The sequence below is a fragment of the Streptomyces sp. V1I1 genome (genome assembly GCF_030817355.1).
In the GTDB taxonomy this organism is placed as follows: Bacteria; Actinomycetota; Actinomycetes; order Streptomycetales; family Streptomycetaceae; genus Streptomyces.
This window is the reverse complement of the sequence record NZ_JAUSZH010000001.1, coordinates 1,443,669-1,466,654: the sequence shown is the minus strand read 5'-3', so window position 1 is coordinate 1,466,654 and position 22,986 is coordinate 1,443,669. Positions and strand designations below refer to the sequence as shown.

The window sequence follows — 22,986 nt, the reverse complement described above, 5'->3', positions numbered from 1 at the left end:
TCAACCGGACCCAGGTCTCGCGGCGACGTTCGACCCGGCGCGGACGGCGCGGAGGCGGCGGGGCGGGCTGACGCCTGCGGCGGGGGTACGGCCTTCGGCCGTGTCCTCAATCTCCCCCAGAGCCCGTCCGGGGGGACCCCCAACGGGCTCCAATGGAGCCCCTCCGGCGATTGAGGAGCGGGGTCTGGGGCAGAGCCCCAGGTCGGACGGGGCCAATTTCAGCCTCGCCGGCGTTTGAGGCGCGGGGTCCGGGGCGGAGCGCCGGGGTCAGCCCCTGCTGTCGCCCAGCGCCCGCTCGATGGTGCGCATGACCTCGTCGAGCGGTGCGTCGGTACGGGCCACCGTCACCAGCACGTCGCCGCTGGTGCGCGTCGACACCGCCGCCGGACCGGTCCGCTCGGTCCGCTCGGGCCGCTCGCCCTGCGGGGCGCGGCCCGCGCCGATGCCCGAGCCGAACGTGTCGCGGACGATCGCGAACGCATGGTCCAGCTGGGACTCCACATCCCCCTGCCCGCCCGCCCGCAGCCAGCGGCGGAGCACATGGTTGTGCGCGGTGACGACCGCGGACGCGGCCACCTCCGCCAGCAGCGGGTCGTCGTTGCCGTCGTGGTGGTCGCGCTCGTCGAAATGGCCCAGCAGATAGCGCGTGAACAGCCGCTCGTAGCGGGCCACCGAGGCGATCTCCCGCTCCCGCAGGGTGGGCACCTCACGGGTGAGGCGGTAGCGCTCCACGGAGACCGCCGGGGAGGCCGCGTACATCCGCATGACCTCCTTGATGCCCCGGCAGACGGTGTCCAGCGGGTGCTCGTGGGCCGGGGCCGCGTTCAGCACCGCCTCGGCGCGTACGAGTGTGTCGTCGTGGTCCGGGAAGATCGCCTCTTCCTTGGAGCGGAAGTGGCGGAAGAAGGTCCGGCGGGCGACCCCGGCCGCGGCGGCGATCTCGTCGACTGTCGTCGCCTCGTACCCCTTGGTCGCGAACAGTTCCATCGCCGCGGCCGCCAGCTCGCGCCGCATCTTGAGGCGCTGCGCGGCGGCGCGACTGCCTGCGGCACTTTCCGGAGCGTCTGACGTGGCTTTGGCACGGGTGGGCTTGGCGGGCTGGGGCATGAGCTGAACGTACTGCATTCGTGCAGCCGAGCGCGCCTGCGGGCCGGGGAGGCCCCCACCCGATGCGGGGGGCGGGCCGTCCGAAGGATCAAGCAGCCCGCCCCAGCCCGCGGTGTGATCAGCGCCGGGCATATTCGCGGAAGCCACGCCCCGTCTTCCGGCCGAGGCAGCCCGCGGCCACCAGGTGCTCGAGCAGCGGCGCGGGAGCCAGGCCCGGGTCGCGGAACTCGCGGTGCAGAACCTTCTCGATGGCGAGCGAGACGTCGAGCCCGACCACGTCGAGGAGCTCGAAGGGGCCCATCGGATAGCCGCCGCCCAGCTTCATCGCGGCGTCGATGTCGTCCAGCGTCGCGTAGTGCTCCTGGACCATCTTGATCGCGTTGTTGAGGTACGGGAAGAGCAGGGCGTTCACGATGAAGCCGGCCCGGTCGCCGCAGTCCACCGGGTGCTTCTTGATCTTCGCGGTCACCGTGCGGACGGTGGCGTGGACCTCGTCGGAGGTAAGAACGGTACGGACCACCTCGACCAGCTTCATCGCCGGCGCAGGGTTGAAGAAGTGCATGCCGATGACGTCCTGCGGGCGCGAGGTGGCGCGGGCGCAGGCGACGACGGGCAGCGAGGAAGTGGTGGTGGCGAGCACCGCGCCCGGCTTGCAGATCTTGTCGAGGGTGGCGAAGAGCTGCTGCTTGACCTCCAGATCCTCGGCCACCGCCTCCACCGCGAGGTCGACCTCGGCGAACGCGTCGAGCGAGCCGGCCGGGGCGATGCGGGCCAGCGTCGCATCGCGGGCCTCGGCCGTCATGCGGCCCTTGTCGACCGAGCGGGAGAGGGACTTGGCGATACGGGACTTCGCCGTCTCAGCCTTCTCCAGGCTGCGGGCGGCGAGCACCACGTCGTAACCGGCCTTGGCGAAGACCTCAGCGATGCCGCTCGCCATCGTGCCTGAGCCGGCGACGCCGACCGAGCTGACGTCGCGGCCGGTCGCCGCCTCGGCCGCCGGCTGCGGGGTGAGGGCGTCCGGGACCAGGTCCGAGGTGCCGGAGGCGGCATAGGTGTAGAAACCGCGGCCCGACTTGCGGCCGGTCAGGCCCGCCTCGCTGAGCTGCTTGAGGATGGGGGCCGGGGCGTGCAGCCGGTCGCGGGACTCCGCGTACATCGCGTCCAGGACGGTACGTGCGGTGTCGATGCCGATCAGGTCGAGCAGCGCGAGCGGGCCCATCGGCAGCCCGCAGCCCAGCTTCATTGCCGCGTCGATGTCCTCGCGGGAGGCGTACTTCGCCTCGTACATCGCGGCGGCCTGGTTGAGATAGCCGAACAGCAGCCCGTCCGCGACGAAGCCGGGCCGGTCGCCGACCGCGACCGGCTCCTTGCCGAGTTCGCGGGCGAGCGCGGTGACGGCCTCGACGGCCTGCGGCGAGGTCAGCACCGAGGAGACGACCTCGACCAGCTTCATCGCCGGTGCCGGGTTGAAGAAGTGCAGGCCGAGCACGCGCTCGGGGTGGGCGGAGTCCGCGGCCAGCCGGGTCACCGAGAGGGCGTTGGTGCCGGTGGCGAGGATGGTGCCGGGGCGCACGATGGAGTCCAGGGCGCGGAAGACCTGCTGTTTGGCCTCGTACGACTCGGACACGACCTCGATCACGAGATCGGCGTCGGCGGCGGCCTGCAGGTCGGAGAAGGTGCGGAAGCGGGCGAGGGTGTTGCGCCGCTCCTCCTCGGTGATCCGCTCGCGCTCGACGGCGCGGGCGGTGGAGGCTTCGAGCGCGGTGACGGCCTGGTGGGCGGCGGCGTCGCTGATGTCGATGCCGATGACCTCACGGCCGGCGTGGGCGAGCACTTCGGCGATGCCGGTGCCCATGGTGCCGAGGCCGACGACGGCAATGGTGTGCAGAGGGGTGTCCATCGGGGGACTCCAGGGATGAGTGACGACTGATGAGGGGCGCGCGCGACCGAGAACGCCAAGGGGGGCGGGGCGCACGCCAATTGCGTGTCGTGGTGCGGGGCCGACGGACTCTGTCCCGGAGTCGCGTCGTACTCACGCATATGCGGAATTCATGTGCAGAACTACCGAACCGACAAGCACTCGCGGCGGCTGCGTCACCAGGCCACCGTGAGCTGTGCGGGGGTTACCCGCTCACTTGAGATTAACCCGCGAGTAACGAGCGCGCCAGACCTGGGCCGGTGTGATCTGGATCGCCGCGGCGTCGCCGATACGCTGGCCACCATGGATGAGGAGTTACGTTCGCTGGCGCGGCGGCTGCGGGCCGAGTCGGGCGGCTCGGTTGCGTACGAACGGCTGCTGGCCACGGAGGACCGGGAGGAGCTCGCAGGAGTCCTCACCGAACATGAACGGCCCCTGTGGGCGCGGGAGATTGCGGCCTTCCGGCTGGGTTGCGGGCGGGACCGGCGTGCCTTCGAGACGCTGGTGCTGCTCCTGAACCACCGCGACCCGGAACGCTGCGTCTCGGCGGCCCACGCCCTGTCCCGCCTGGCGGACCCCCGCACCCCCCGCGCGGCGGCGGCGCTCGCCACGAATGAGCTGCGCGTCGCCTATGCCCTGGTCCCGGTCCGGCTGCTCACCCGCCTGCGGGCCCCGGAGTCGGTCCCAGCACTGATCACGGTCCTCCGCCGCCGCCTGTCCCCGGGCGACCCCCACTGGCGCCTGGCCCTGGCCTGCGTCGAGGGTCTGGGCGCCCTGGGCGACAAACGAGCGGGGGACGTGCTGAGACTGGCACGCACACACCCCAGACTGACGGCAGCGGCGGAGGCGTCGCTGGCCCGCCTCTAGACGACCGGCTGGCCCTCCTCCCCGACCAGCGCGAACGCCTCGATCTCGACGAGCAGTTCGGGCCGGAACAGCGCGGCGACCTGGACCGCCGAGCTCGCCGGGAGCCGTCCGGCGTCGATCACCTCGTCGCGCGCTGCCCGGACCGCCGGGAGGTGTGCCACATCGGTGACGAAGTACGTCAGCTTGACCACGTCGTCGAAGGTCGCGCCCGCCGCCGCGAGACAGCGGCGGAGGTTTTCGAAGACCTGCCGCGCCTGCGCCGCCGGGTCGCCCTCGCCCACCACCTTGCCGTCCTCGTCGAAGGCGCACTGCCCCGATATCGCGACGAACCGCCCGGTCCCCCAGACCACATGGCTGTAGCCGGTACCGGGGGCGACGCCTTCGGGGGCCTTCACATGGGTGAGCTGAACAGTCATGCGGCCATCCTCGCGCACGCCACTGACAATCCGGCCGCCAGGCTCAGAGCAGGGTGAGCTGGGTCGGTTCAGGCCCCGCCGGATCCGGCTCCGGCGGCATCGGGATACGCCGCGGCACACCCCGGTCGGCCGGGCCTATCCCGAACTCCGCGGCCAGTTCGTGGACATGGCGGGTGATCCGGCGCTGGTACCACTTCGGCGCGTACGCCCCCTCCGCGTACAGCCGCTCGTACCGCCGCACCAGATGCGGATGGTGCTGCGCCACCCATGCCATGAACCACTCACGCGCGCCGGGCCGCAGATGCAGCACCAGCGGGGTCACCGACGTCGCCCCGGACGCGGCGATCGCACGTACGGTCGCGCGCAGCTGGTCAGGATGGTCACCGAGGAAGGGGATGACCGGCGCCATCAGCACCCCGCAGCCGATGCCGTGATCGGTGAGAGTGCGTACGACATCGAGACGGCGCTCGGGCGACGGCGTGCCCGGCTCGACCGTGCGCCACAACTCGGGGTCCGTGAAGCCGACCGAGACCGAGATCCCGACCTCCGTCACCTGTGCCGCCTGCCGCAGCAGATCCAGATCGCGCAGGATCAACGTGCCCTTGGTGAGGATCGAGAACGGATTCGCGTGGTCGCGCAGGGCCGAGATGATGCCCGGCATCAGCCGGTAGCGTCCCTCCGCCCGCTGATAGCAGTCGACATTCGTCCCCATCGCGATATGCGCGCCCTGCCACTGCCGCGAGGCCAGCTGCCGGCGCAGCAGCTCCGGCGCGTTGATCTTCACGACGATCTGGGAGTCGAAGCCGAGCCCGGTGTCGAGGTCCAGATAGCTGTGTGTCTTGCGGGCGAAGCAGTACACACACGCGTGCGTACAGCCCCGGTAGGGGTTGACGGTCCACTCGAACGGCATCCGTGAGGCGCCCGGCACCCGGTTCAGGATCGAGCGGGCGCGGACCTCGTGGAAGGTGATGCCGCGGAATTCGGGCGTGTCGAAGGTCCGGGTCGTCACCGCTGACGTACCGAAAAGCGCGGTGTCCCCGGCTGTGGTGGGGTTCTCGACCAGATTGTCCCAGCGCATGGCGCCTCCTGGGTAGCAGTGACCCCAGAATAGAACACTTGTTCCCTTGATCGCTGCAACCCCGATTTCTGTCGGCCGCACCCGAGGTGGTTGGCTAGCCGCAGCCCCCGAAGAACCGAGTGCTGGAGGAACAGGAATGGCGCAGGTCGAGGCCACCACGGAACGGATCATCTCGGCGGACGCGGAGAAGGTGTTCGACGCACTGGCCGACTACGAGAACACCCGCGCGAAGATCCTGCCCGAGCACTTCAGTGAGTACGAGGTCCGGGAGGGCGGCGACGGCGAGGGCACCCTCGTCCACTGGAAGCTCCAGGCCACCAGCAAGCGCATCCGCGACTGCCTGCTCGAAGTGGCCGAGCCCACCGAGGGACAGCTGGTCGAGAAGGACCGCAACTCCTCGATGGTCACCACCTGGACCGTAACCCCGGCCGGCGAGGGGAAGTCCAAAGCCGTCGTCACCACAGTCTGGAACGGCGCCGGCGGCATCGGTGGATTCTTCGAGAAGACCTTCGCCCCCAAGGGACTTGGGCGGATCTACGACGAGGTGCTCGCCAAGCTCGCCGCCGAGGTCGAGAAGTAGCCCGTCGGGATTATTCTCCCGCTCACCGTTTCGAGTGGTTTCCGTACGGGGGTTGTTGTACGCCGTAGGGGCTCCGACCGGCGCATAAGCCGCCACTCATGTCTCCCACAGCAGCTCGTCGCGCTTGCCCGCAGTTGTCGCGTAATGCGAGAAATGGGCCCGCGCAGGCGCGACGAGGGGAGCAGGGACGTGGGCGGGATCACTCTGGTGAAGGACGAGCGGGCGGCTCCGGCCGCGGCCGCACCGCCTCCGCATACCGATCCGGCCGAGGCCACCGCGCTCAGCCCGCGCCGCGTACGCCTCGTCTTCTTCGGCCTGATGCTCGCGCTGATGCTCGCCGCGCTCGAGCAGATGATCGTCGCCACCGCCCTCCCGAAGATCGTCGGCGAGCTCCAGGGCCTGGACCGGATGCCCTGGGCGATCACCGCCTATCTCCTCACCGCCACCATCGGCCTGCCGATCTACGGCAAACTCGGCGACCTCTTCGGCCGCAAGGGCGTCTTCCAGTTCGCGATCGTCGTCTTCGTCATCGGCTCCGCGCTTGCGGGCTGGTCACGCAGCATGGACGAACTCATCGCCTTCCGCGCCATCCAGGGCATCGGCGCCGGCGGTCTCCTGATCGGTGTGCAGGCGATCATCGCGGACATCGTCCCGGCCCGGGAGCGCGGCCGGTTCATGGGACTCATCGGTGCGGCCTTCGGACTCGCGTCCGTCGCGGGCCCGCTGCTCGGCGGCTTCTTCACCGACCATGTCTCCTGGCGCTGGTGCTTCTACTTCAACGTCCCCTTCGGCGTGGTGACCCTGCTCGTCGTCACCGTGGTGCTCAAGCTCCCCAAGCCCGCCGCGCGCGCCCGGCTCGACGTCCTCGGCGCGCTGTTCCTCGCCGCCGCCTCCACCTGCCTGGTGCTCCTGACCAGTTGGGGCGGCACGGAGCACGCCTGGGGCTCGCGCGTCATGCTGGGACTGGCGGCCGGCGCGGCAGGAACCATCCTGCTCTTCACGGTCGTTGAGCACTACGCGCCCGAACCGATCATCCCGCTGCGGCTGTTCCGCGACTCGATCTTCAACATCACCAGCCTCGTCGGCGCGGTCGTCGGCGTCGCCCTCTTCGGCACGGCCGGCTATCTGCCGACCTTTCTGCAGATGGTCGACGGCGTCAGCGCCACCGAGTCCGGGCTGCTGATGTTCCCGATGATGGGCGGCATCGTCGCCGCCTCGATCGTCTCCGGCCGGCTCATCAGCCGTACCGGCCGCTACAAGATCTATCCCGTACTCGGCAGCGCGATCTCGGTGGCCGGCATGTGGCTGCTGTCGCGGCTCGAGGCCGACACGCCCCGGCTCGAGTACAGCATCTGGCAGGCCGTGCTCGGCGTCGGCATCGGACTGGTGCTGCCGGTCCTCATCCTCGCCGTGCAGAACGCCGTGCCGCCGGCCGACCTCGGCGCCGCCACGAGCGCCAGTAATTACTTCCGGCAGGTCGGCGGCAGCGTCGGGGCCGCCGTCTTCGGCACGCTCTTCGCCGACCGCCTCACCGACGCGCTCGCCGACCGCCTCCCGGCCGGCGCGGGCCTGCCCGACCCGCAATCCATCACTCCGCAACTGGTCCACGCCATGCCGCCCGCCCTGCGCGACGGCTACATCCAGGCGTACGCAGACGCGATGCCGCGGATCTTCCTCCATCTGGTGCCGGTGCTCGCGCTCGGCCTCTTCATCGCCTTCTTCCTCAAGGAGAAACCGCTGGTGTCCTACAACGCATCCGCCGCCGAGACCGCATCCGTACCGCAGGCCCGCAGCGCACCCGCGTACACCTCGGGCGTCCCGGTCTGCGGCGTCGTCCAGCACCACGACGGCAGCACAGTGCCGCGCGCCGCCCTCACCCTCATCGACGTACAGGGACACCAGATCGGACGCGGCGCGAGCGGCGAGGACGGACGGTATGCGCTGAGCGTGCCCGGAGCCGGCTCGTACGTCATGATCGCGGCGGCCGGCGGGCACCAGCCACAGGCAGTCACCGTCACCGTCGGAGAGCGGCCGGTCGAGCTCGATGTGGTCCTGGGCGGCGCGGGCCGGCTCGCCGGGACCGTCGTGACGGCGGACGGCGCGCCCGTGCGGGACGCGGCGGTGACTCTCACCGACGTACGCGGCGATGTCGTCGCCACCGCCCGCAGCGGCCGTGAAGGCGGCTATGTGATCACGGAGTTGGTGGCGGGGGAGTACACCCTCGCCGCGAGCGCCCCCGCCTTCAGGCCCGCCGCGCTCCCGGTGAGCGTGCAGGCGGCCCGCGAGACCCGGCAGGACGTCGAGCTGGCGGGTGGAGCGGTGCTGCGGGGCACGGTGCGGGCCGGCGACGGCCGCCCGGTCGAGGAGGCGCGCGTCACGCTGCTCGACGCGGCCGGCAATGTGGTGGACACCCTCACCACGGGCCCCGACGGCACCTTCCGGTTCGTCGATCTGTCATCGGGGGAGTACACGGTGATCGCGGCCGGCTATCCGCCGGTGGCGACAGTCCTGCAGGTCGCCGGGGGCGGGCGCACCGAACGCGATCTCCAACTGGGGCACGAGGACTGATTACTGGTCAGTTGGCGCGGGCGCACGACCTGTTCCGCCTATTCCGCCGTTGCCCCGCGCGCGGACTGCACAGCGCCGTACCGTGGTGACAAGGCCGCAGATCCTGGCGGCGGGGAAGGAGCCCGACACCCATGGACAGTGGTGTTCCGCCGACACCGCCGCAGCAGTACGCCGTCGCCGGCCGGATTCCGCTTGCCGTGGTCGTCGTGGACGGCGACGGCCTGGTGTCGCACTGGTCGACGGGAGCGCGGCGGCTCTTCGGCCCCACCCGGGAGGAGGCGGTGGGGGAGCCCGTCATCGAGTTACTCCCCATCTCCGGCGCACTGGCGAGGGACGGCGAGTACGAGGGGTACGACGCCTACGGCGGTCTTGGCCCCGGACTCGACGCCTCGCTGAACGGCCTCACCGCCTTTCCGGCGGCCGGCCGGGCCCGCCTCTCAGAGCCGGGGCGCGACCAGGTCGACGTGCTGTGGTGGGCGTACCCCATGGTCGGACCCGGCCCCGAGCGACTGCTTGTACTGGCCGCGGACGCCGCGCAGTTCAGGGGCGGGGACGAGAGCGTCGAGCGCATCGCCCCCGGATTCGCCCTGCACACTGAATTCACGGAGTTCCCCGGCTTCGACGAGCTGGCGCGCAGACTCCCCGAGATCCTGCCGAACATGAGTGTCCAGGAGTCGACGCGGATCGTCTCCCAGGTCCTCGATCTGGGCTATCCAGTGCTGGAGTTCAGCCATCACGACCGGGTGCCTGTGACCCCCGACTGGGGTGTGCCACGGCGCGCGGAGCGCAAGGCGCGACAGCGCGCCGCCGAAGCGGCCGCAGCGGCTGGGCAGCCGGTGAACACGGCCGATCTCGAACAGGATCTCGAGTATGCCGCGGTGCGCGAGCGGCTCGAGTTCCTCAACGAGGTCAGCGGACGCATTGGTACGTCGCTCGACCTGGCCCGGACCATCCGCGAGGTCACCAGCGCCGCCGTGCCCCGGTTCGCGGACTTCGCCGGGACGCATCTGCGTGCGGCCGTGCTGGCGGGCGAGGGGTTCCCGGACGGTCCGCCGGGCGTGACGACCATCTGGCACCGCGTGTGGGTCGAGCACAACGACGAACCGAACCGCTGGGACGACACCGTTCCGGTCGGCGAAGCCATCGCCTTCCCCGAGCACACGCCGTTCTTCCAGTGCATGGTCACCGGAGAGCCGGTGCTCATCCCGCTCATCAGCGAGGAGATGGGCAACCGCATCTCCGGGCAGTTCGAGAAGCGGGATCTGCGGCCCCTCATCAACCACCGCTCGATGCTGATCGTGCCGCTCAAGGCGCGCAATGTCGTCCTCGGCTTCATGGTGCTGATGCGGCGGCCGGACCGGGAGGCGTTCAACGACATGGACCGGACGACCGGCGCCGAACTCGCCGCCCGCGCCGGTCTCGTCCTCGACAACGCCCGCATGTACACGTACCAGGAGAATGTGGCCGAGACGCTGCAGGACAGCATGCTGCCGCAGGTCGCCCCGCGCAGGGCGGGCTGCGACGCCGCCACCCGCTATCTGCCGGGCACCCGGCTCGGCCGGGTCGGCGGCGACTGGTTCGACACCATCAAACTGTCCGGCTCGCGCACCGCGCTCGTCGTCGGCGACGTCATGGGTCACGGCCTCAACTCGGCCGCGATGATGGGGCAGTTGCGCACCGCCGTACAGACCATGGCCGCCATGGAACTGCCGCCCGAGCAACTGCTCCGCAACCTCGACGACCTGGCACGGCGGCTCGGCGAGCAGTATCTGGCGACTTGTCTGTACGCCGTCTACGACCCGATCCGTTCCGAGCTTCAGATCTCCAACGCGGGCCATATCCCGCCCGTGCTGGTCCGGGCCGAGGACGGCCGCAGCGAGTTGCTCGAGCTGCCCACCGGCGCGCCCATCGGCGTCGGCGGGGTCCCCTTCGAGACGGTCCGAGTCCAGGTGGCGCCCGGCGACCGCCTCGTGATGTGCACCGACGGACTGGTCGAGGTGCGCGGCGAGGACATCGGAGTCGGCCTCGCCACGCTGTGCGAGTCCGCCGCTCACCCCGCCGCCTCCATGGACGACGCCTGCGACACCATCATCCGGGCGCTGAACACCCGGGGCGGGCGCAAGGACGACGTGGCCCTGCTGATGTCGCGGCTCAACGGCATCGCTGCCGAGGACGTCGCCGAGTGGCGGCTGTCGCCCGAGCCGCGCGAGGTGGGGCGGGCCCGGCGGCTGGTCCGCGAACAGCTCGTCGGCTGGGGTATGGCGGAACTGTCCTGGAACGTCGAGCTCATGGTGAGCGAGCTGGTGACGAACGCGGTGCGGCATGCGCACGAGGGCGATGTGGAGCTGCGTCTGGTGCGTTCCGACACCCTGCTGTGCGAGGTCTCCGACGACGATCACGCCTTGCCGACACTGCTCAGCGCGAGCACCGAGGACGAGTTCGGGCGCGGGCTACGGGTGGTGAGCAGCCTGGCGACGGAGTGGGGAAGCAGCCGCACGGCGGCCGGCAAGGCCGTCTGGTTCGAGCATGCGCTCCCGCGTCCGCAGCGGGGCGGACGCCGAGGGTGAAAGGGAACGCGCGAGGTCCCTTGTACGGTCAACTTCCGGACGGTAGAACGATCTTATCGTGATGTACCGGCGTACATCGGTACGCCGCCGTCGTATCCGTACGTCGTCGTCATCCGTGCCGGACCTGGGGAGCGCACGCATGAATGTGCCAGAGGACTACAGGAACGCGTGGGAAAGCTACTGGCGCGAGACGAGCGACGCGCCGGGCGAGGCCATCTGGGACTCCGACCCGTCACTGACCGCCGAGCCGCACACCGAACTGCTGCTGCCCTACGCGGACACGGCGCTGCCCATGGTGGATCTGGGCTGCGGCAACGGGACGCAGACCCGCTATCTGGCCGGACGGTTCCCGAAAGCGGTCGGCGTGGACCTCTCGCATGCGGCGATCGAGCACGCACGCCGCGCCGACGCCGCGGGGGTCGCTGAGTTCGAGCAGCTCAATCTGGTGGATGGGGCGGCGGTCAGGGAACTGCACCGGCGCCTCGGGGACTGCCACGTCTATATGCGTGCGGTGATCCACCAGAGCAGACCGGAGAACCGGGCGGCGGTCGCCGATGCGGTCGCCGAACTCGTGGGCACGCGCGGGCGCGCCTTCGTCGTCGAGCTGGTCTCGGCGTCCAGGGACGTACTGCGCCAGGCGGCCGAGGGACCCGACGGGCCGCCCCCCAAACTGCGCAGGGTCTTCGCACACGGGCTGAAGCCCGCGGACGCCTCGGACGAGGAGGTGCCTGCCCTGCTGGCGGAGGCGGGCCTGGACATCTTCACGAGCGGCTACACGGCACTCGCGCAGACGGAGTATCTGGCGGACGGCACCCGGATCGAGCTGCCGGCGCGGTGGTTCGTGGTCGGGCGGTCCTGAGCGGTATTCCGGGCGCTCCCGCCACTTATCCACAGGCCTGGTGGGGGTGGGAGGCGCCGCGTAACGTTCCGGGCATGAAGATCCTCATCAGTGCCGACATGGAAGGCGCCACCGGTGTGACCTGGCCGGCCGACGTGCTGCCCGGCACTCCCCAGTGGGAGCGCTGCCGGACCATGTTCACCTCCGATGTGAACGCAGCCGCTCTCGGCTTCTTCGACGGCGGCGCCGACGAGGTGCTCATCAATGAAGCGCACTGGACCATGCGCAATTTGCTGCTGGAGCGGCTCGACGAGCGGGTGGAGATGCTCACCGGCAAGCACAAGTCGCTGTCGATGGTGGAGGGCGTGCAGCACGGCGACGTGGACGGCATCGCGTTCGTCGGCTACCACACGGGTGCCGGCGCGGAGGGGGTGCTCGCCCACACCTACCTCGCCAACTCGATCACGGGGGTCTGGCTCGACGGCGCGCGGGCGAGCGAGGGCCTGCTCAACGCCCATGTGGTCGCCGAGTACGGCGTGCCGGTGGTGCTGGTGACCGGCGACGACCTGACCTGCGTGGACGCCGACGGCTATGCGCCGCAGGCCCGCAAGGTCGCGGTGAAGGACTACGTCTCGCGGTACGCGGCGGTGTGCCGCACGCCGGGCCGCACCGCGTCCGACATCCGCGGCGCCGCGAAGGAAGCGGCGGCCCTCGCCATACGGCACGAGCCGGTGCGGGGCGGCCCGTTCACCGTGGAGCTGGAGTTCGACGCGGAGCATCTCGCGGCGGCCGCCACCGTAGTGCCGGGCGTGGCGGGAAGCGGCGAGCGTCGCGTCGCGTACTCCAGCGAGACCATGTATGAGGGCATTCGCACCTTCAAAGCGGTCACGACGATCGTCTCGGCGGCAGTGGAGGAGCAGTATGGCTGACGTGACAACGCACATCGACGGCCAGGCACTCGACGAGGTGGTGACCTTCACCTCCGAGCTGATCCGTATCGACACCACCAACCGCGGCGGTGGCGACTGCCATGAGCGGCCCGCCGCCGAGTATGCCGCCGAGCGGCTGGCCGGCGCCGGCATCGAGCCCACCCTGCTGGAGCGCACCCCGGGGCGTACCAATGTCGTCGCGCGGATCGAGGGCACCGACCCGTCCGCCGATGCCCTGCTCGTCCACGGCCATCTGGACGTGGTCCCCGCCGAGCCCGCCGACTGGTCCGTGCACCCCTTCTCCGGGGAGGTCCGGGACGGAGTGGTGTGGGGCCGCGGCGCGGTCGACATGAAGAACATGGACGCGATGGTCCTCGCCGTCGTCCGGGCCTGGGCGCGCGCCGGCATCAGGCCCCGGCGCGACATCGTGATCGCGTACACCGCCGACGAGGAGGCCAGCGCCATCGACGGCTCGGGCTTCCTCGCCGACCACCACCCCGGTCTCTTCGAGGGGTGTACGGAAGGGATCAGCGAGTCCGGGGCCTTCACCTTCCACGCCGGACCCGGGATGGCGCTCTACCCGATCGCGGCCGGGGAGCGTGGCACAGCCTGGCTCAAGCTCACCGCGCACGGCAGGGCCGGACACGGCTCCAAGGTCAACCGGGCCAACGCCGTGAGCCGGCTCGCCGCTGTCGTCGCCCGGATCGGCGAGCACCAGTGGCCGGTGCGGCTCACGCCGACGGTGCGGGCCGCTCTGGCCGAACTCGCCGTGCTGCACGGCATCGAGACCGATGTGCACGCGGACGACTTCGACGTGGACGCTCTGATGGCGAAGCTCGGGCCGGCCGCCGCACTGGTCGAGCCGACAGTGCGCAACAGCGCCAACCCGACCATGCTGGAGGCCGGTTACAAGATCAATGTGATTCCGGGGCATGCCACCGCGTACGTCGACGGGCGGATGGTGCCCGGCGGCGAGGCCGAGTTCCGCGAAACGCTCGACCGGCTGACAGGACCGGACGTCGAGTGGGAGTTCCACCACGGCGAGGTGGCCCTGCAGGCTCCCGTCGACTCCCCGACATTCGCCAAGCTGCGCGCGGCTGTCGAGCGTTTCGACCCGGACGGGCACGTCGTGCCGTTCTGCATGCCGGGCGGCACCGACGCCAAGCAGTTCTCCCGGCTCGGCATCACCGGCTACGGCTTCTCGCCGCTGAAGCTCCCGGTCGGCTTCGACTACGCGGCACTGTTCCACGGGGTCGACGAGCGCGTTCCGGTCGAGGCGCTGCACTTCGGCGTGAAGGTTCTCGACCACTATCTGCGGTCCGCATAGGGGGAGTCGGTAATGGTACCCACGGGAGCCTACGGAACCTGGCCGTCACCCATCGACGCGGCGCTCGCCGCCTCGCACGAAGGGCGCCCGGAGTTCCTCGGCATGGTCGCCGACGAGGTGTGGTGGACCGCGCCACGCCCCACCGAGGGCGGCAGGCGAGCCCTGATTCGCCGACGGGCCGACGGCGGCGAGGAGTCGGTGCTCCCCGCCCCGTGGAATGTTCGCAGCAGAGTCATCGAGTACGGCGGGCACCCCTGGGCCGGGGCCGGCCGCGCCGACGGCGGCCCGCTCGTCGTGTTCGTCCACTTCCCAGACCAGCGGCTGTATGCCTATGAGCCCGACGTGCCCGACGCCGTGCCGCGTCCGCTCACCCCGGTGTCGGCGGTCGGCGGCGGGCTGCGCTGGGTCGACCCGCAGCTGCGGCTGGAGCGCGGCGAAGTCTGGTGCGTACTGGAGGAGTTCACGGGCGAGGCACCCACGGACGTACGCCGGGTGATCGCAGCCGTGCCGCTGGACGGCTCGGCTGCCGAGGACCGGGGAGCGGTGCGGGAGCTCTCCGACGACCGGCACCGCTTCGTCACCGGGCCGCGGCTCTCGCCGGACGGGCGGCACGCCGCCTGGATCGCCTGGGACCATCCGCAGATGCCCTGGGACGGCACGGTCGTGATGCTCGGCGAGGTGACGGCGGGCGGCCCGTTCAGCGGCGTGCGGCCGGTCGTCGGGGACACCGACGAGTCGGTTGCCCAGGTCGACTGGGCCCCGGACGGCTCTCTGCTCTTCGTCTCCGACCTCGGCAACTGGTGGGAGCTGCAGCGGATCCGGCCGGAGGCGCTGGTCCCCGGCGTCGCGCCCGGCGTCGTGCCCCGCGTCCCTCCCGGCGTCGTGCCGAGCACCGGCCTCTGTCCGGGCCGCGGCGAGGAGTTCGGCGGGCCGCTGTGGAAGATCGGCCTCAAGTGGTTCCACCCGCTGGACAACGGGCTGATCGCCGTCATCCACGGCAAGGGCGCCACTGCCCTCGGGATACTCGACCCGGAGACCGGCGAGCTCGTCGACGCCGCGGGGCCGTGGACCGAATGGGCGTCCACCCTCGCCGTGCACGGCGACCGGGTCATCGGGGTCGCTGCCAGCCCCCGCAGCGCGTACGAGGTCGTCGAGCTCGACACCGCCACCGGGCGGACCCGGGTCATCGGCTCGGCACACGACGACCCGGTGGACCCGGTGTACTACCCGGAGCCGCAGATCCGCACCTTCACCGGCCCCGACAACCGGGAGATCCACGCCCATATCTATCCGCCCCACAGCCCTGACCGGATCGCGCCCGACGAGGAGCTGCCGCCCTTCGTGGTGTGGGCGCACGGTGGCCCCACCAGCCATGCCCCGCTCGTCCTCGACCTGGAGATCGCCTACTTCACCTCGCGCGGCATCGGCGTCGCCGAGGTCAACTACGGCGGCTCCACCGGGTACGGCAGGGAGTACCGCGACAGGCTGCGTGAGCAGTGGGGCGTCGTCGACGTCGAGGACTGCGCGGCCGTGGCCGAGGCGCTGGCCGCCGAGGGCACGGCCGACCCGGCGCGGTTCGCCATCCGCGGCGGCAGCGCGGGCGGCTGGACCACCGCCGCCTCCCTCACCACCACCGATGTCTACGCCTGCGGCACCATCATCTATCCCGTCCTCGACCTGGTGAGCTGGGCCACCGACCAGACCCATGACTTCGAGTCGCAGTATCTTCAGTCGCTGGTAGGTCCGCTTGCCGAAGTCCCGGGCCGCTACCGCGAGCGCTCGCCGCTGCAGCACAGCGACCGGATCAGCACACCGTTCCTGCTGCTCCAGGGCCTGGACGATGTGATCTGCCCGCCCGTGCAGTGCGAGCGGTTCCTGGCGCGAATGGCGGGGCGCGGCATCCCGCACGCGTACATCGCCTTCGAGGGCGAGGGCCACGGGTTCCGCAGAGCCGAGACCGTGATCCGCGCCCTGGAGTCCGAACTGTCCCTGTACGCCCAGACCTTCGGCATCCGCCGCCCCGACGTCCCGCTGCTGGAGCTCAAGAAGTGACCCACACTCCCCTGACGCCCTTGACCCGCCCGGCGCGACTGCGCCCCGGGGCCAAGGTCGCCGTCGTGGCGCCCAGCGGCCCCGTACCCGGCGAACGGCTCGAAGCGGGCCTGGAGATCCTGCGCGGCTGGGACCTGGACCCGGTCGTACTGCCCCATGTCCTCGACCAGCACCCCGGGTTCTGGTATCTCGCGGGGGCCGACCGGGACCGCGCCCGCGATCTGACGGAGGCCTGGTGCGACCCGTCGGTCTCCGCCGTCATCTGCGCCCGCGGCGGCTACGGCGCCCAGCGCATGGTCGACCTTGTCGACTGGACCGCGATACGCGCGGCCGGCCCCAAGCTCTTCGTCGGCTACAGCGATGTCACCGCCCTCCACGAAGCCTTCGCCGTCCGGACCGGCCTGGCCACCCTGCACGGCCCCATGGTCGGCGCCGCCACCTTCCTCAAGGACGCCCCCACCCAGGAGTCGCTGCGGGCCACGCTCTTCGAGCCCGAGTCGGTACGCACCCTCGGCCTGGACACGGCCCGCACGATGGTGCCGGGACGCGCCCGGGGCATCACTCTCGGCGGCTGCGTCAGCCTGCTCGCCGCGGATCTGGGCACCCCGCACGCCAGGCCGTCCGCCCGCGGCGGCCTGCTGCTGATCGAGGACGTGGGCGAGGAGGACTACCGCCTCGACCGCATCCTCACCCAACTCCTGCGCTCCGGCTGGCTGGACGGGGTAGCGGGGGTCGCGCTCGGCTCCTGGGCCGAGTGCGGTCCGTACGAACAGGTGCGCGCGGTGCTGCTCGACCGGCTCGGCGGGCTGGGCGTCCCGGTGATCGAGGAGCTGGGGTTCGGGCACAGTGAGACGGCGCTGACGATGCCGCTGGGGGTTGCGGCAGTGCTGGACGCGGAGGCGAGGACGCTGACGCTGGACGAGCCCGCGCTGCTCTGACGCCGCTTGCGGGCCGGAGGCGGGCGGCCGCGGGCCCGGCCGGCACCTCGCCGGCAGCCCGCACCTGTTGCCGCGCGCCCCGGGGGGACGCCGGGAATCCTTGAACTACCAGTGGAAGGCGGGGCATTGGGCTGAGACGATGGGCTCGCGGGACTGTGCCGGTTATGGGGGGCCAATGCGGTTACGGGGGCAGGGCATTCCGGAGCATGTCGAAAACAGGTTCTCCGGAGGATCGGTCAGATGGCTCTTCCAGGCCGGCGTGGTCCATATCCATCTCCCGCCGCTGACCGTACGCTCGCTCACCCTCCGGGTGGTCGGCTTGGCGGCGCTCGGCAGCGCCGGCGCGGTCCTGCTCGATCAGCCAGGACTGCCGGGCCGTATTGCAGGCGTCCTGCTGGCGCTCCTCGCCCTGGGGCAGCTCATCGGCCTGCTGCGGGCGGTCCGCACCCGGCGCGAGCTGTCCGTACCGGAGAGCGAACTGACCGCAGCCGTCGCCCTCCTGGCCCGTCGGCTGCGTGAGTCGTACGACAGGGAGGAGCGGATGGGTTGAGGGGAAGGACGAGCCCGTTTACCTGAGGTGGTGGGCCGAGGTCGAGAAGTGCGGTCGGACTGCCTGCCCGGAGAAGCAGAAGGACGCCTTTGTCCGCGACTTCGACTGGTTCCATGTCAAGGACGCGGCGGCCTGGAAGCGGCCCGAGCGGACCATCACCTACACCGAGGCCACGCATGCTGTGGTGCCGAACGCGATGTTAAGGCGTACAGATGCTGCGCGGCTTCTACGTCGGCGACGAGCTCTACTACCTGGCCTTCCGGATGGAGATCGACCCCGCCCACGCCGACGTCGCCCGCAAGACCCTCAATGACCTCGTCGCCCAGACCGCTTCCGTCCAGACCGCTTCCGCCGACACCGGGTCCTAGACCGTGCCCGGGTCCTGGACCGTGCCCTGCTCCCGCAGTGCCGCGTACCCCGGCCGGACCACCTCGTCGATCAGTCGGCGGCGCTCCGGCAGCGGCAGGAACGCCGACTCGACCGCGGCGACCGTGAACGCCTCGAAGACCTCGGGGCCATAGCCGAAGGCGTCCGCCATGTGCTGGAACTCCTCGCTCATGGTGGTGCCGGAGACCAGGCGGTTGTCCGTGTTGAGCGTGATACGGAAACCGAGGCGGCGCAGCAGGTCGATGGGGTGCGTGGCGTAGTCCTTCGCCGCGCCCGTCTGGAGGTTGGACGTCGGGCAGACCTCCAGGGCGATGCGGTTGTCGCGTATGTACGCGGCCAGATGACCCAGGTCCGCCGTGCCGTCGTCGTGCACGGTGATGTCGTCCGTGATGCGGACGCCGTGCCCGATCCGCTCGGCGCCGCAGATCTGCACCGCCTCGTGGATCGACTCGGCGCCGACGGCCTCGCCCGCGTGGATCGTGAAGTGGCAGTTGTGCCGCTTCAGATGTTGGAAGGCCGGCAGATGGCGGGCCGGCGGGTTGCCGATCTCGCCGCCCGCGATGTCGAAGCCGGCGACCCCGCGCTCACGGTGGGCTACCGTCAACTCGGCTATTTCCAGGGAGCGTTCGGTGTGGCGCATGCCGGTGAGCAGGGCGCGGACCGTGATCCGGCCGCCGGCGCGGCGCTCGCCCTCCCGGAAGCCCGCGTTGACCGCGTCGACGACCTCGTCGAGGGTCAGGCCGCGCTCCAGATGCTGCTCGGGGGCGTACCGCACCTCCGCGTAGACGACGCCGTCCGCCGCCAGGTCCTCGGCGCACTCCGCCGCGATGCGCTCCAGCGCCTCGCGGGTCTGCATCACCGCGCAGGTGTGGGCGAAGGTCTCCAGGTAGCGCTCCAGCGAGCCGGAGTCCGCGGCGTCGCGGAACCAGGTGGCGAGCGCGGCCGGGTCCTCGGTGGGCAGCTCGCGGTAGCCGCACTCCCGGGCCAGTTCGATGATCGTGGCGGGGCGCAGGCCGCCGTCGAGGTGGTCGTGGAGGACCGCCTTGGGTGCGCGGAGGATGTCAGACAAGTGCATGCGCCGGAAGTGTACGGCACGCCTGAGAGATGCGCCGTGACGGCGGTCTCCCGCTCCGGCGCAGCGCTCAGTTCGACTGGAGTACGGGCATGGCGGGCGCTCCCGTCGGCAGCATGTGCTTCGCCGCCAGGATCGGGGTGTCCCCGACCCGTACCACCTGCGTGACCAGCACCGCGGGGGTGTCGGGCGCCCGGCCCAGCTGCTCGCCGCGCCGCTGTCCGAGCAGGGTCGCGGTCACCCCGCTGTGACCTGTTAGCGCCACCCCGCGGGAGGCCGCGGCCAGCACCGCGAGCATCGAGGTGGCCGGCGCGGCGGGCGTGGTCCGCAGTGCCTCGGCGAAGGCCGGATGCGCCCGGTCCAGGACCTCCTCGGCCGCCGCCCACTCCTGGCTGAGCGCCGCCGCCGTGGCGTCCCCGGCCAGCAGCGATTCCCAGAACCGCAGCTCGGCTCTGGCCGGGGCGAGCAGATGCTGGGTGGTGAAGTCGGTGGGTTCCTCCACGGCGCGCAGCAGCGGCCGCACCCGGAGCGGCGAGCCGGTGGACAGCAGCTCCTCCAGTGGCTGGATGTGCTCGTAACCACGCCGCGGAGGGCGGTCGTTGACGGTCCGGCCGACCCCCCGGCGTACCGAGAGCAGCCCGTCCTCCTGGAGCAGTAGCAGCGCCTCGCGCAGGGCGGGCCTGCTGACCCCGAGCTCGGCCGCGAGCCGGGGCTCCGACGGAAGTGTGGAGCCGGGCGGATAGGTGCCCTCGTGGATGGCGTCCGCGATCCGCTCGTACAGAACGACGACCGGTCTCCGCTGCTGCCCGCTGACTGCCACTGGCCCTCCTCGGCTCACTTGTCAGCAAGCTATGCGAAGCCCGCGCGGCAGGGCAACGTTGGCTGGACTCGGTATGACCTGCGATTTGTTGTTCATCCGCAATTCACGGCAGGAAGGGCTTGATACTCCACGCGAGTAGAGCGCGGTCGCAGTGTAAACGAACTTGTCTGACAAGGTGGGCCTTGTACGCGGCCATCACGCCGCTCGCGATCGGCTGACGCACCACACGCCTCACCCGTACGGCCCGTCGGCCGCCTTTGCCGAACACCGCTTCCGCCTGATCGACGCCCGACTGCTCATCGCCGAGGGCCGCCCGGAGCAGGCCCGCGCCGTCTTCGACGCGGGCTTCGAGGTGGCGGATCTGCGCGAGGGCGCGGAAATCCTCGGCGAGGTGTGGTCGCAGCTCACCGACGAGCCGCTGCCCGACGCGTACGACTACCGGATGCGGCCTCGGACGCCGTAGCCGTAGCCGTAGCCGTAGCCGTAGCCGTAGCCGTAGCCGTAGCCGTAGCCGGAGCCGGAGCCGGAGCCGGAGGGGGCGGGACGGGGCGGTGCCTCGCCCCGCCCCTCCCTCGCGAGGTCACGAAAAGGTAGTGGGGGTGCGCAGAGGGTAGTGGGTCGCGATCAGGCTCACTCGACTTGGTCCGCAGCCCTTGACAGGTTTCCCTTGTACGGAAGACGATCCCCGAGTGAACCTGTCAGACAGCCAGACAGCTGGCGATGTTCCTCGGCGGATCAGCGCGATGGAAGCGGTGCTGAGCCATCTCCGCGGCGCCATCGAGCGGGGCGACTACGCGGTGGGGGAGAAGCTGCCCTCCGAGGCGGAGCTCTGCCGCCGCCTGGAAGTGAGCAGACCCGTGCTCCGTGAGGCTCTGCGCGCCTTGCAGACGATGGGGCTCACGGCTTCCCGTACCGGCAAGGGCACCTTCGTCCTCTCCAACGGCCCGGTGGAGGACCCGACCTTCGGCGACTACTCGGCGAGCGACCTCCTCGAGGTCCGTCGGCACGTGGAGATCCCGGTGGCCGGGTACGCGGCCGCGCGTCGTACCCCCGAAGACCTCGATCACCTCTCTCACCTGCTGGAACGGATGGAGCAGGAGACCGACACCACCGCGTGGGTGGCGATGGACACCCTCTTCCACCTCGCCGTCGCCCAGGCGGCCCAGAACCCGGTCTTCCGCAGAGTCATCGAGGAGATCCGCGACGCGCTGGCCCGCCAGTCCGCGTTCCTCAACGAACTCGGCGGACGGCGCGAGCAGTCGAACCGGGAGCACCGGGCGATCGTCGAGGCGCTTGTCGACCGTTCCGAGCAAGACGCGGTGGAAGCCATGACGCACCATCTGGCCCGCGTCGAGTCGACCCTGACCAGCATCGTGCGGCCGCCACACCGCACCGACCCCTTCACGGAAGGCGAAGATCAGGCGTGAGCGAGCAATCCCTCCGAAAGACGGAACAGCAACGGCAGCAGGAGTTACAGCAGGAAGGGCAGGACGAACGGCAGCGGCGCGACGGTGGGCACGTCGATGCGGGCGACGCCGGGTACAGCAAGTCCCTGAAATCCCGGCACGTCAACATGATCGCCATCGGCGGGGCCATCGGCACCGGGCTGTTTCTCGGCGCGGGCGGCAGGCTCGCGAGCGCCGGGCCGTCCCTGGCCGTGGCGTATGCGCTCTGCGGCGTCTTCGCCTTTCTCGTCGTGCGCGCCCTGGGGGAGCTGGTCCTGTACCGGCCGTCGTCCGGAGCGTTCGTCTCGTACGCCCGTGAATTCCTCGGCGAGAAGGGGGCGTTCGTCGCGGGCTGGATGTACTTCATGAACTGGGCGACCACCGGAATCGCCGACATCACGGCGGTGGCGACCTACACGCACTACTGGGGCATGTTCACCGATGTCCCGCAGTGGGTGATCGCACTGATCGCGCTCGCGGTCGTGCTGACCGTGAACCTCATATCCGTGAAGATCTTCGGCGAGCTGGAGTTCTGGTTCGCGATCGTCAAGGTCGGGGCGCTGGTCCTGTTCATGCTGATCGGCATCTTTCTGCTGGTCACCCAGCAGCCGGTCGACGGCCACACCCCCGGTCCTTCGCTGATCGTGGACAACGGCGGCATCTTCCCGGCCGGGACGCTCCCGATGCTGTTGGTCATCCAGGGCGTCGTCTTCGCCTACGCCTCGGTCGAACTGGTCGGCGTCACGGCGGGTGAGACGGCGGAACCGGAGAAGATCATGCCCAAAGCCATCAACTCCATCATGTGGCGGGTGGCTCTCTTCTACGTCGGCTCAGTGGTACTGCTGACGATGCTGCTTCCCTGGAACGCGTACTCGGCCGGCGAGAGCCCCTTCGTGACCGTGCTGTCCAACATCGGGGTGCCGGCGGCGGGCGGCGTGATGAACCTCGTCGTCCTCACCGCCGCGATGTCCAGCCTCAACTCAGGGCTCTACTCCACCGGGCGCATCCTGCGCTCCATGGCGATGTCCGGATCCGCGCCGAGGTTCACCGGCGTGATGAACCGCAACCAGGTCCCGTACGGCGGCATCCTGCTCACGTCCTCCTTCTGCGTGCTGGGCGTGGGCCTCAACTTCGTCGTGCCGAGCGAGGCCTTCGAGATCGTGCTGAACTTCGCGGCGATCGGCATTCTGAGCACCTGGGCCATGATCATGGTCTGTCATCTCCTCTTCTGGCGGAAGGCCGAGGCCGGGCAGCTCCGCCGCCCCGGCTACCGGCTCCCAGGCTCGCCGTGGACCGAGATCGTCACGCTGGTCTTCCTCGCGTCGGTACTGGTCCTGATGTGGGCCGACGGCGGGGCGGGCCGCACGACTGTCCTGTCCCTGCCCGTGATCGCGGCGGCGTTGGTCGCGGGCTGGTTTCTTGTACGGGGCCGGGTCGGGGCTGTACGAGAGTCGGCGGCGCACGAGCGTCAGATCACCCAGCACAACAACACGCAGCACAACCGAACCGATAGCACCGAAGGCTGAG

19 protein-coding genes and 1 pseudogene are annotated in these 22,986 nt (G+C 70.6%); 14 read left to right on the top strand and 6 right to left on the bottom strand.

Going from position 1 to position 22,986, the window contains the following annotated elements; genetic code table 11:
* Positions 1-267 precede the first annotated feature (267 nt).
* Together QFZ67_RS07185 and QFZ67_RS07180 are read right to left on the bottom strand one after the other, a co-directional pair.
* Complete coding sequence (locus tag QFZ67_RS07185; RefSeq protein WP_307660255.1) at positions 268-1,107, bottom strand: TetR family transcriptional regulator; 840 nt, start codon at positions 1,105-1,107, stop codon at positions 268-270.
* A gap of 118 nt (positions 1,108-1,225) precedes the next feature.
* On the bottom strand, positions 1,226-3,007 hold the full coding sequence (locus tag QFZ67_RS07180) for a 3-hydroxyacyl-CoA dehydrogenase family protein (RefSeq protein WP_307660254.1): 1,782 nt from the start codon (positions 3,005-3,007) through the stop codon (positions 1,226-1,228).
* 321 nt (positions 3,008-3,328) lie between these two features.
* Between QFZ67_RS07180 and QFZ67_RS07175 the strand changes: the two genes are divergently transcribed.
* A complete protein-coding gene (locus QFZ67_RS07175; RefSeq protein ID WP_307660253.1) occupies positions 3,329-3,892 on the top strand; it encodes an adenylosuccinate lyase in 564 nt (187 codons plus the stop codon).
* Here QFZ67_RS07175 and QFZ67_RS07170 read toward each other — a convergent pair.
* Both QFZ67_RS07170 and QFZ67_RS07165 read right to left on the bottom strand, forming a co-directional pair.
* Positions 3,889-4,308, bottom strand: coding sequence for a RidA family protein (locus QFZ67_RS07170; RefSeq protein WP_307660252.1), 420 nt, complete (start codon positions 4,306-4,308; stop codon positions 3,889-3,891). The two genes, QFZ67_RS07175 and QFZ67_RS07170, sit on opposite strands and share 4 nt — an antisense overlap.
* Positions 4,309-4,351: 43 nt before the next feature.
* Positions 4,352-5,386, bottom strand: coding sequence for an Rv2578c family radical SAM protein (locus QFZ67_RS07165; RefSeq protein ID WP_307660251.1), 1,035 nt, complete (start codon positions 5,384-5,386; stop codon positions 4,352-4,354).
* 136 nt (positions 5,387-5,522) lie between these two features.
* Between QFZ67_RS07165 and QFZ67_RS07160 the strand changes: the two genes are divergently transcribed.
* The 10 genes from QFZ67_RS07160 to QFZ67_RS07115 all read left to right on the top strand — a co-directional run bounded on the left by QFZ67_RS07160 (position 5,523) and on the right by QFZ67_RS07115 (position 18,103).
* Positions 5,523-5,966 (top strand): SRPBCC family protein, encoded by a 444-nt coding sequence (locus QFZ67_RS07160; protein WP_307660250.1) that lies wholly within the window; start codon positions 5,523-5,525, stop codon positions 5,964-5,966.
* A gap of 189 nt (positions 5,967-6,155) precedes the next feature.
* The gene (locus QFZ67_RS07155) at positions 6,156-8,534 is read left to right on the top strand and encodes an MFS transporter (RefSeq protein WP_307660249.1); all 2,379 of its coding nucleotides are present in this window, start codon (positions 6,156-6,158) and stop codon (positions 8,532-8,534) included.
* Positions 8,535-8,665: 131 nt separating this feature from the next.
* A complete protein-coding gene (locus QFZ67_RS07150) occupies positions 8,666-11,101 on the top strand; it encodes a SpoIIE family protein phosphatase (protein WP_307660248.1) in 2,436 nt (811 codons plus the stop codon).
* Positions 11,102-11,240: 139 nt separating this feature from the next.
* Positions 11,241-11,960, top strand: a complete 720-nt coding sequence (locus tag QFZ67_RS07145) for a class I SAM-dependent methyltransferase (RefSeq protein WP_307660247.1) — start codon at positions 11,241-11,243, stop codon at positions 11,958-11,960.
* A 74-nt stretch (positions 11,961-12,034) separates the two neighbouring features.
* On the top strand, positions 12,035-12,868 hold the full coding sequence (locus tag QFZ67_RS07140; protein ID WP_307660246.1) for a M55 family metallopeptidase: 834 nt from the start codon (positions 12,035-12,037) through the stop codon (positions 12,866-12,868).
* Positions 12,861-14,195, top strand: a complete 1,335-nt coding sequence (locus QFZ67_RS07135) for a M20/M25/M40 family metallo-hydrolase (protein WP_307660245.1) — start codon at positions 12,861-12,863, stop codon at positions 14,193-14,195. The genes QFZ67_RS07140 and QFZ67_RS07135 overlap by 8 nt, the downstream gene beginning before the upstream one ends.
* Before the next feature lie 12 nt (positions 14,196-14,207).
* Positions 14,208-16,247, top strand: a complete 2,040-nt coding sequence (locus QFZ67_RS07130) for a prolyl oligopeptidase family serine peptidase (RefSeq protein ID WP_307660244.1) — start codon at positions 14,208-14,210, stop codon at positions 16,245-16,247.
* Positions 16,244-17,185: an LD-carboxypeptidase gene (locus tag QFZ67_RS07125; RefSeq protein ID WP_307660243.1), complete on the top strand. Its 942-nt coding sequence runs from the start codon at positions 16,244-16,246 to the stop codon at positions 17,183-17,185. The genes QFZ67_RS07130 and QFZ67_RS07125 overlap by 4 nt, the downstream gene beginning before the upstream one ends.
* A gap of 175 nt (positions 17,186-17,360) precedes the next feature.
* Entirely contained in the window at positions 17,361-17,735 is a 375-nt protein-coding gene (locus QFZ67_RS07120) for a hypothetical protein (RefSeq protein ID WP_307660242.1), read from the top strand.
* Between the two features lie 212 nt (positions 17,736-17,947).
* Positions 17,948-18,103, top strand: coding sequence for a hypothetical protein (locus QFZ67_RS07115; protein ID WP_307660241.1), 156 nt, complete (start codon positions 17,948-17,950; stop codon positions 18,101-18,103).
* Here the strand turns inward: QFZ67_RS07115 and QFZ67_RS07110 are convergent.
* Both QFZ67_RS07110 and QFZ67_RS07105 read right to left on the bottom strand, forming a co-directional pair.
* Positions 18,100-19,197 carry an adenosine deaminase gene (locus QFZ67_RS07110; protein ID WP_307660240.1) on the bottom strand — a complete coding sequence of 366 codons (1,098 nt, stop codon included), beginning with the start codon at positions 19,195-19,197 and terminating at the stop codon, positions 18,100-18,102. The two genes, QFZ67_RS07115 and QFZ67_RS07110, sit on opposite strands and share 4 nt — an antisense overlap.
* 67 nt (positions 19,198-19,264) lie before the next feature.
* Positions 19,265-20,014 (bottom strand): GntR family transcriptional regulator, encoded by a 750-nt coding sequence (locus QFZ67_RS07105; protein WP_307660239.1) that lies wholly within the window; start codon positions 20,012-20,014, stop codon positions 19,265-19,267.
* A 259-nt stretch (positions 20,015-20,273) separates the two neighbouring features.
* Between QFZ67_RS07105 and QFZ67_RS07100 the strand changes: the two are divergent.
* The 3 genes and pseudogenes from QFZ67_RS07100 to QFZ67_RS07090 form a co-directional block, all read left to right on the top strand.
* Positions 20,274-20,477 (top strand): annotated as a pseudogene (locus QFZ67_RS07100) (DUF5107 domain-containing protein); the annotation flags it as partial.
* A gap of 226 nt (positions 20,478-20,703) precedes the next feature.
* Positions 20,704-21,441 (top strand): FadR/GntR family transcriptional regulator, encoded by a 738-nt coding sequence (locus tag QFZ67_RS07095; protein WP_307660238.1) that lies wholly within the window; start codon positions 20,704-20,706, stop codon positions 21,439-21,441.
* On the top strand, positions 21,438-22,985 hold the full coding sequence (locus QFZ67_RS07090) for an amino acid permease (protein WP_307660237.1): 1,548 nt from the start codon (positions 21,438-21,440) through the stop codon (positions 22,983-22,985). The genes QFZ67_RS07095 and QFZ67_RS07090 overlap by 4 nt, the downstream gene beginning before the upstream one ends.
* Position 22,986 lies beyond the last annotated feature (1 nt).

Coding starts and splice junctions, on each gene's coding strand:
- QFZ67_RS07115 (WP_307660241.1), top strand. CDS start 17,948: ATGCTGCGCGGCTTCTACGTCGGCGACGAGCTCTACTACCTGGCCTTC.
- QFZ67_RS07120 (WP_307660242.1), top strand. CDS start 17,361: ATGCGGTTACGGGGGCAGGGCATTCCGGAGCATGTCGAAAACAGGTTC.
- QFZ67_RS07180 (WP_307660254.1), bottom strand. CDS start 3,007: ATGGACACCCCTCTGCACACCATTGCCGTCGTCGGCCTCGGCACCATG.
- QFZ67_RS07175 (WP_307660253.1), top strand. CDS start 3,329: ATGGATGAGGAGTTACGTTCGCTGGCGCGGCGGCTGCGGGCCGAGTCG.
- QFZ67_RS07135 (WP_307660245.1), top strand. CDS start 12,861: ATGGCTGACGTGACAACGCACATCGACGGCCAGGCACTCGACGAGGTG.
- QFZ67_RS07170 (WP_307660252.1), bottom strand. CDS start 4,308: ATGACTGTTCAGCTCACCCATGTGAAGGCCCCCGAAGGCGTCGCCCCC.
- QFZ67_RS07160 (WP_307660250.1), top strand. CDS start 5,523: ATGGCGCAGGTCGAGGCCACCACGGAACGGATCATCTCGGCGGACGCG.
- QFZ67_RS07110 (WP_307660240.1), bottom strand. CDS start 19,197: ATGCACTTGTCTGACATCCTCCGCGCACCCAAGGCGGTCCTCCACGAC.
- QFZ67_RS07150 (WP_307660248.1), top strand. CDS start 8,666: ATGGACAGTGGTGTTCCGCCGACACCGCCGCAGCAGTACGCCGTCGCC.
- QFZ67_RS07130 (WP_307660244.1), top strand. CDS start 14,208: ATGGTACCCACGGGAGCCTACGGAACCTGGCCGTCACCCATCGACGCG.
- QFZ67_RS07165 (WP_307660251.1), bottom strand. CDS start 5,386: ATGCGCTGGGACAATCTGGTCGAGAACCCCACCACAGCCGGGGACACC.
- QFZ67_RS07140 (WP_307660246.1), top strand. CDS start 12,035: ATGAAGATCCTCATCAGTGCCGACATGGAAGGCGCCACCGGTGTGACC.
- QFZ67_RS07185 (WP_307660255.1), bottom strand. CDS start 1,107: ATGCCCCAGCCCGCCAAGCCCACCCGTGCCAAAGCCACGTCAGACGCT.
- QFZ67_RS07145 (WP_307660247.1), top strand. CDS start 11,241: ATGAATGTGCCAGAGGACTACAGGAACGCGTGGGAAAGCTACTGGCGC.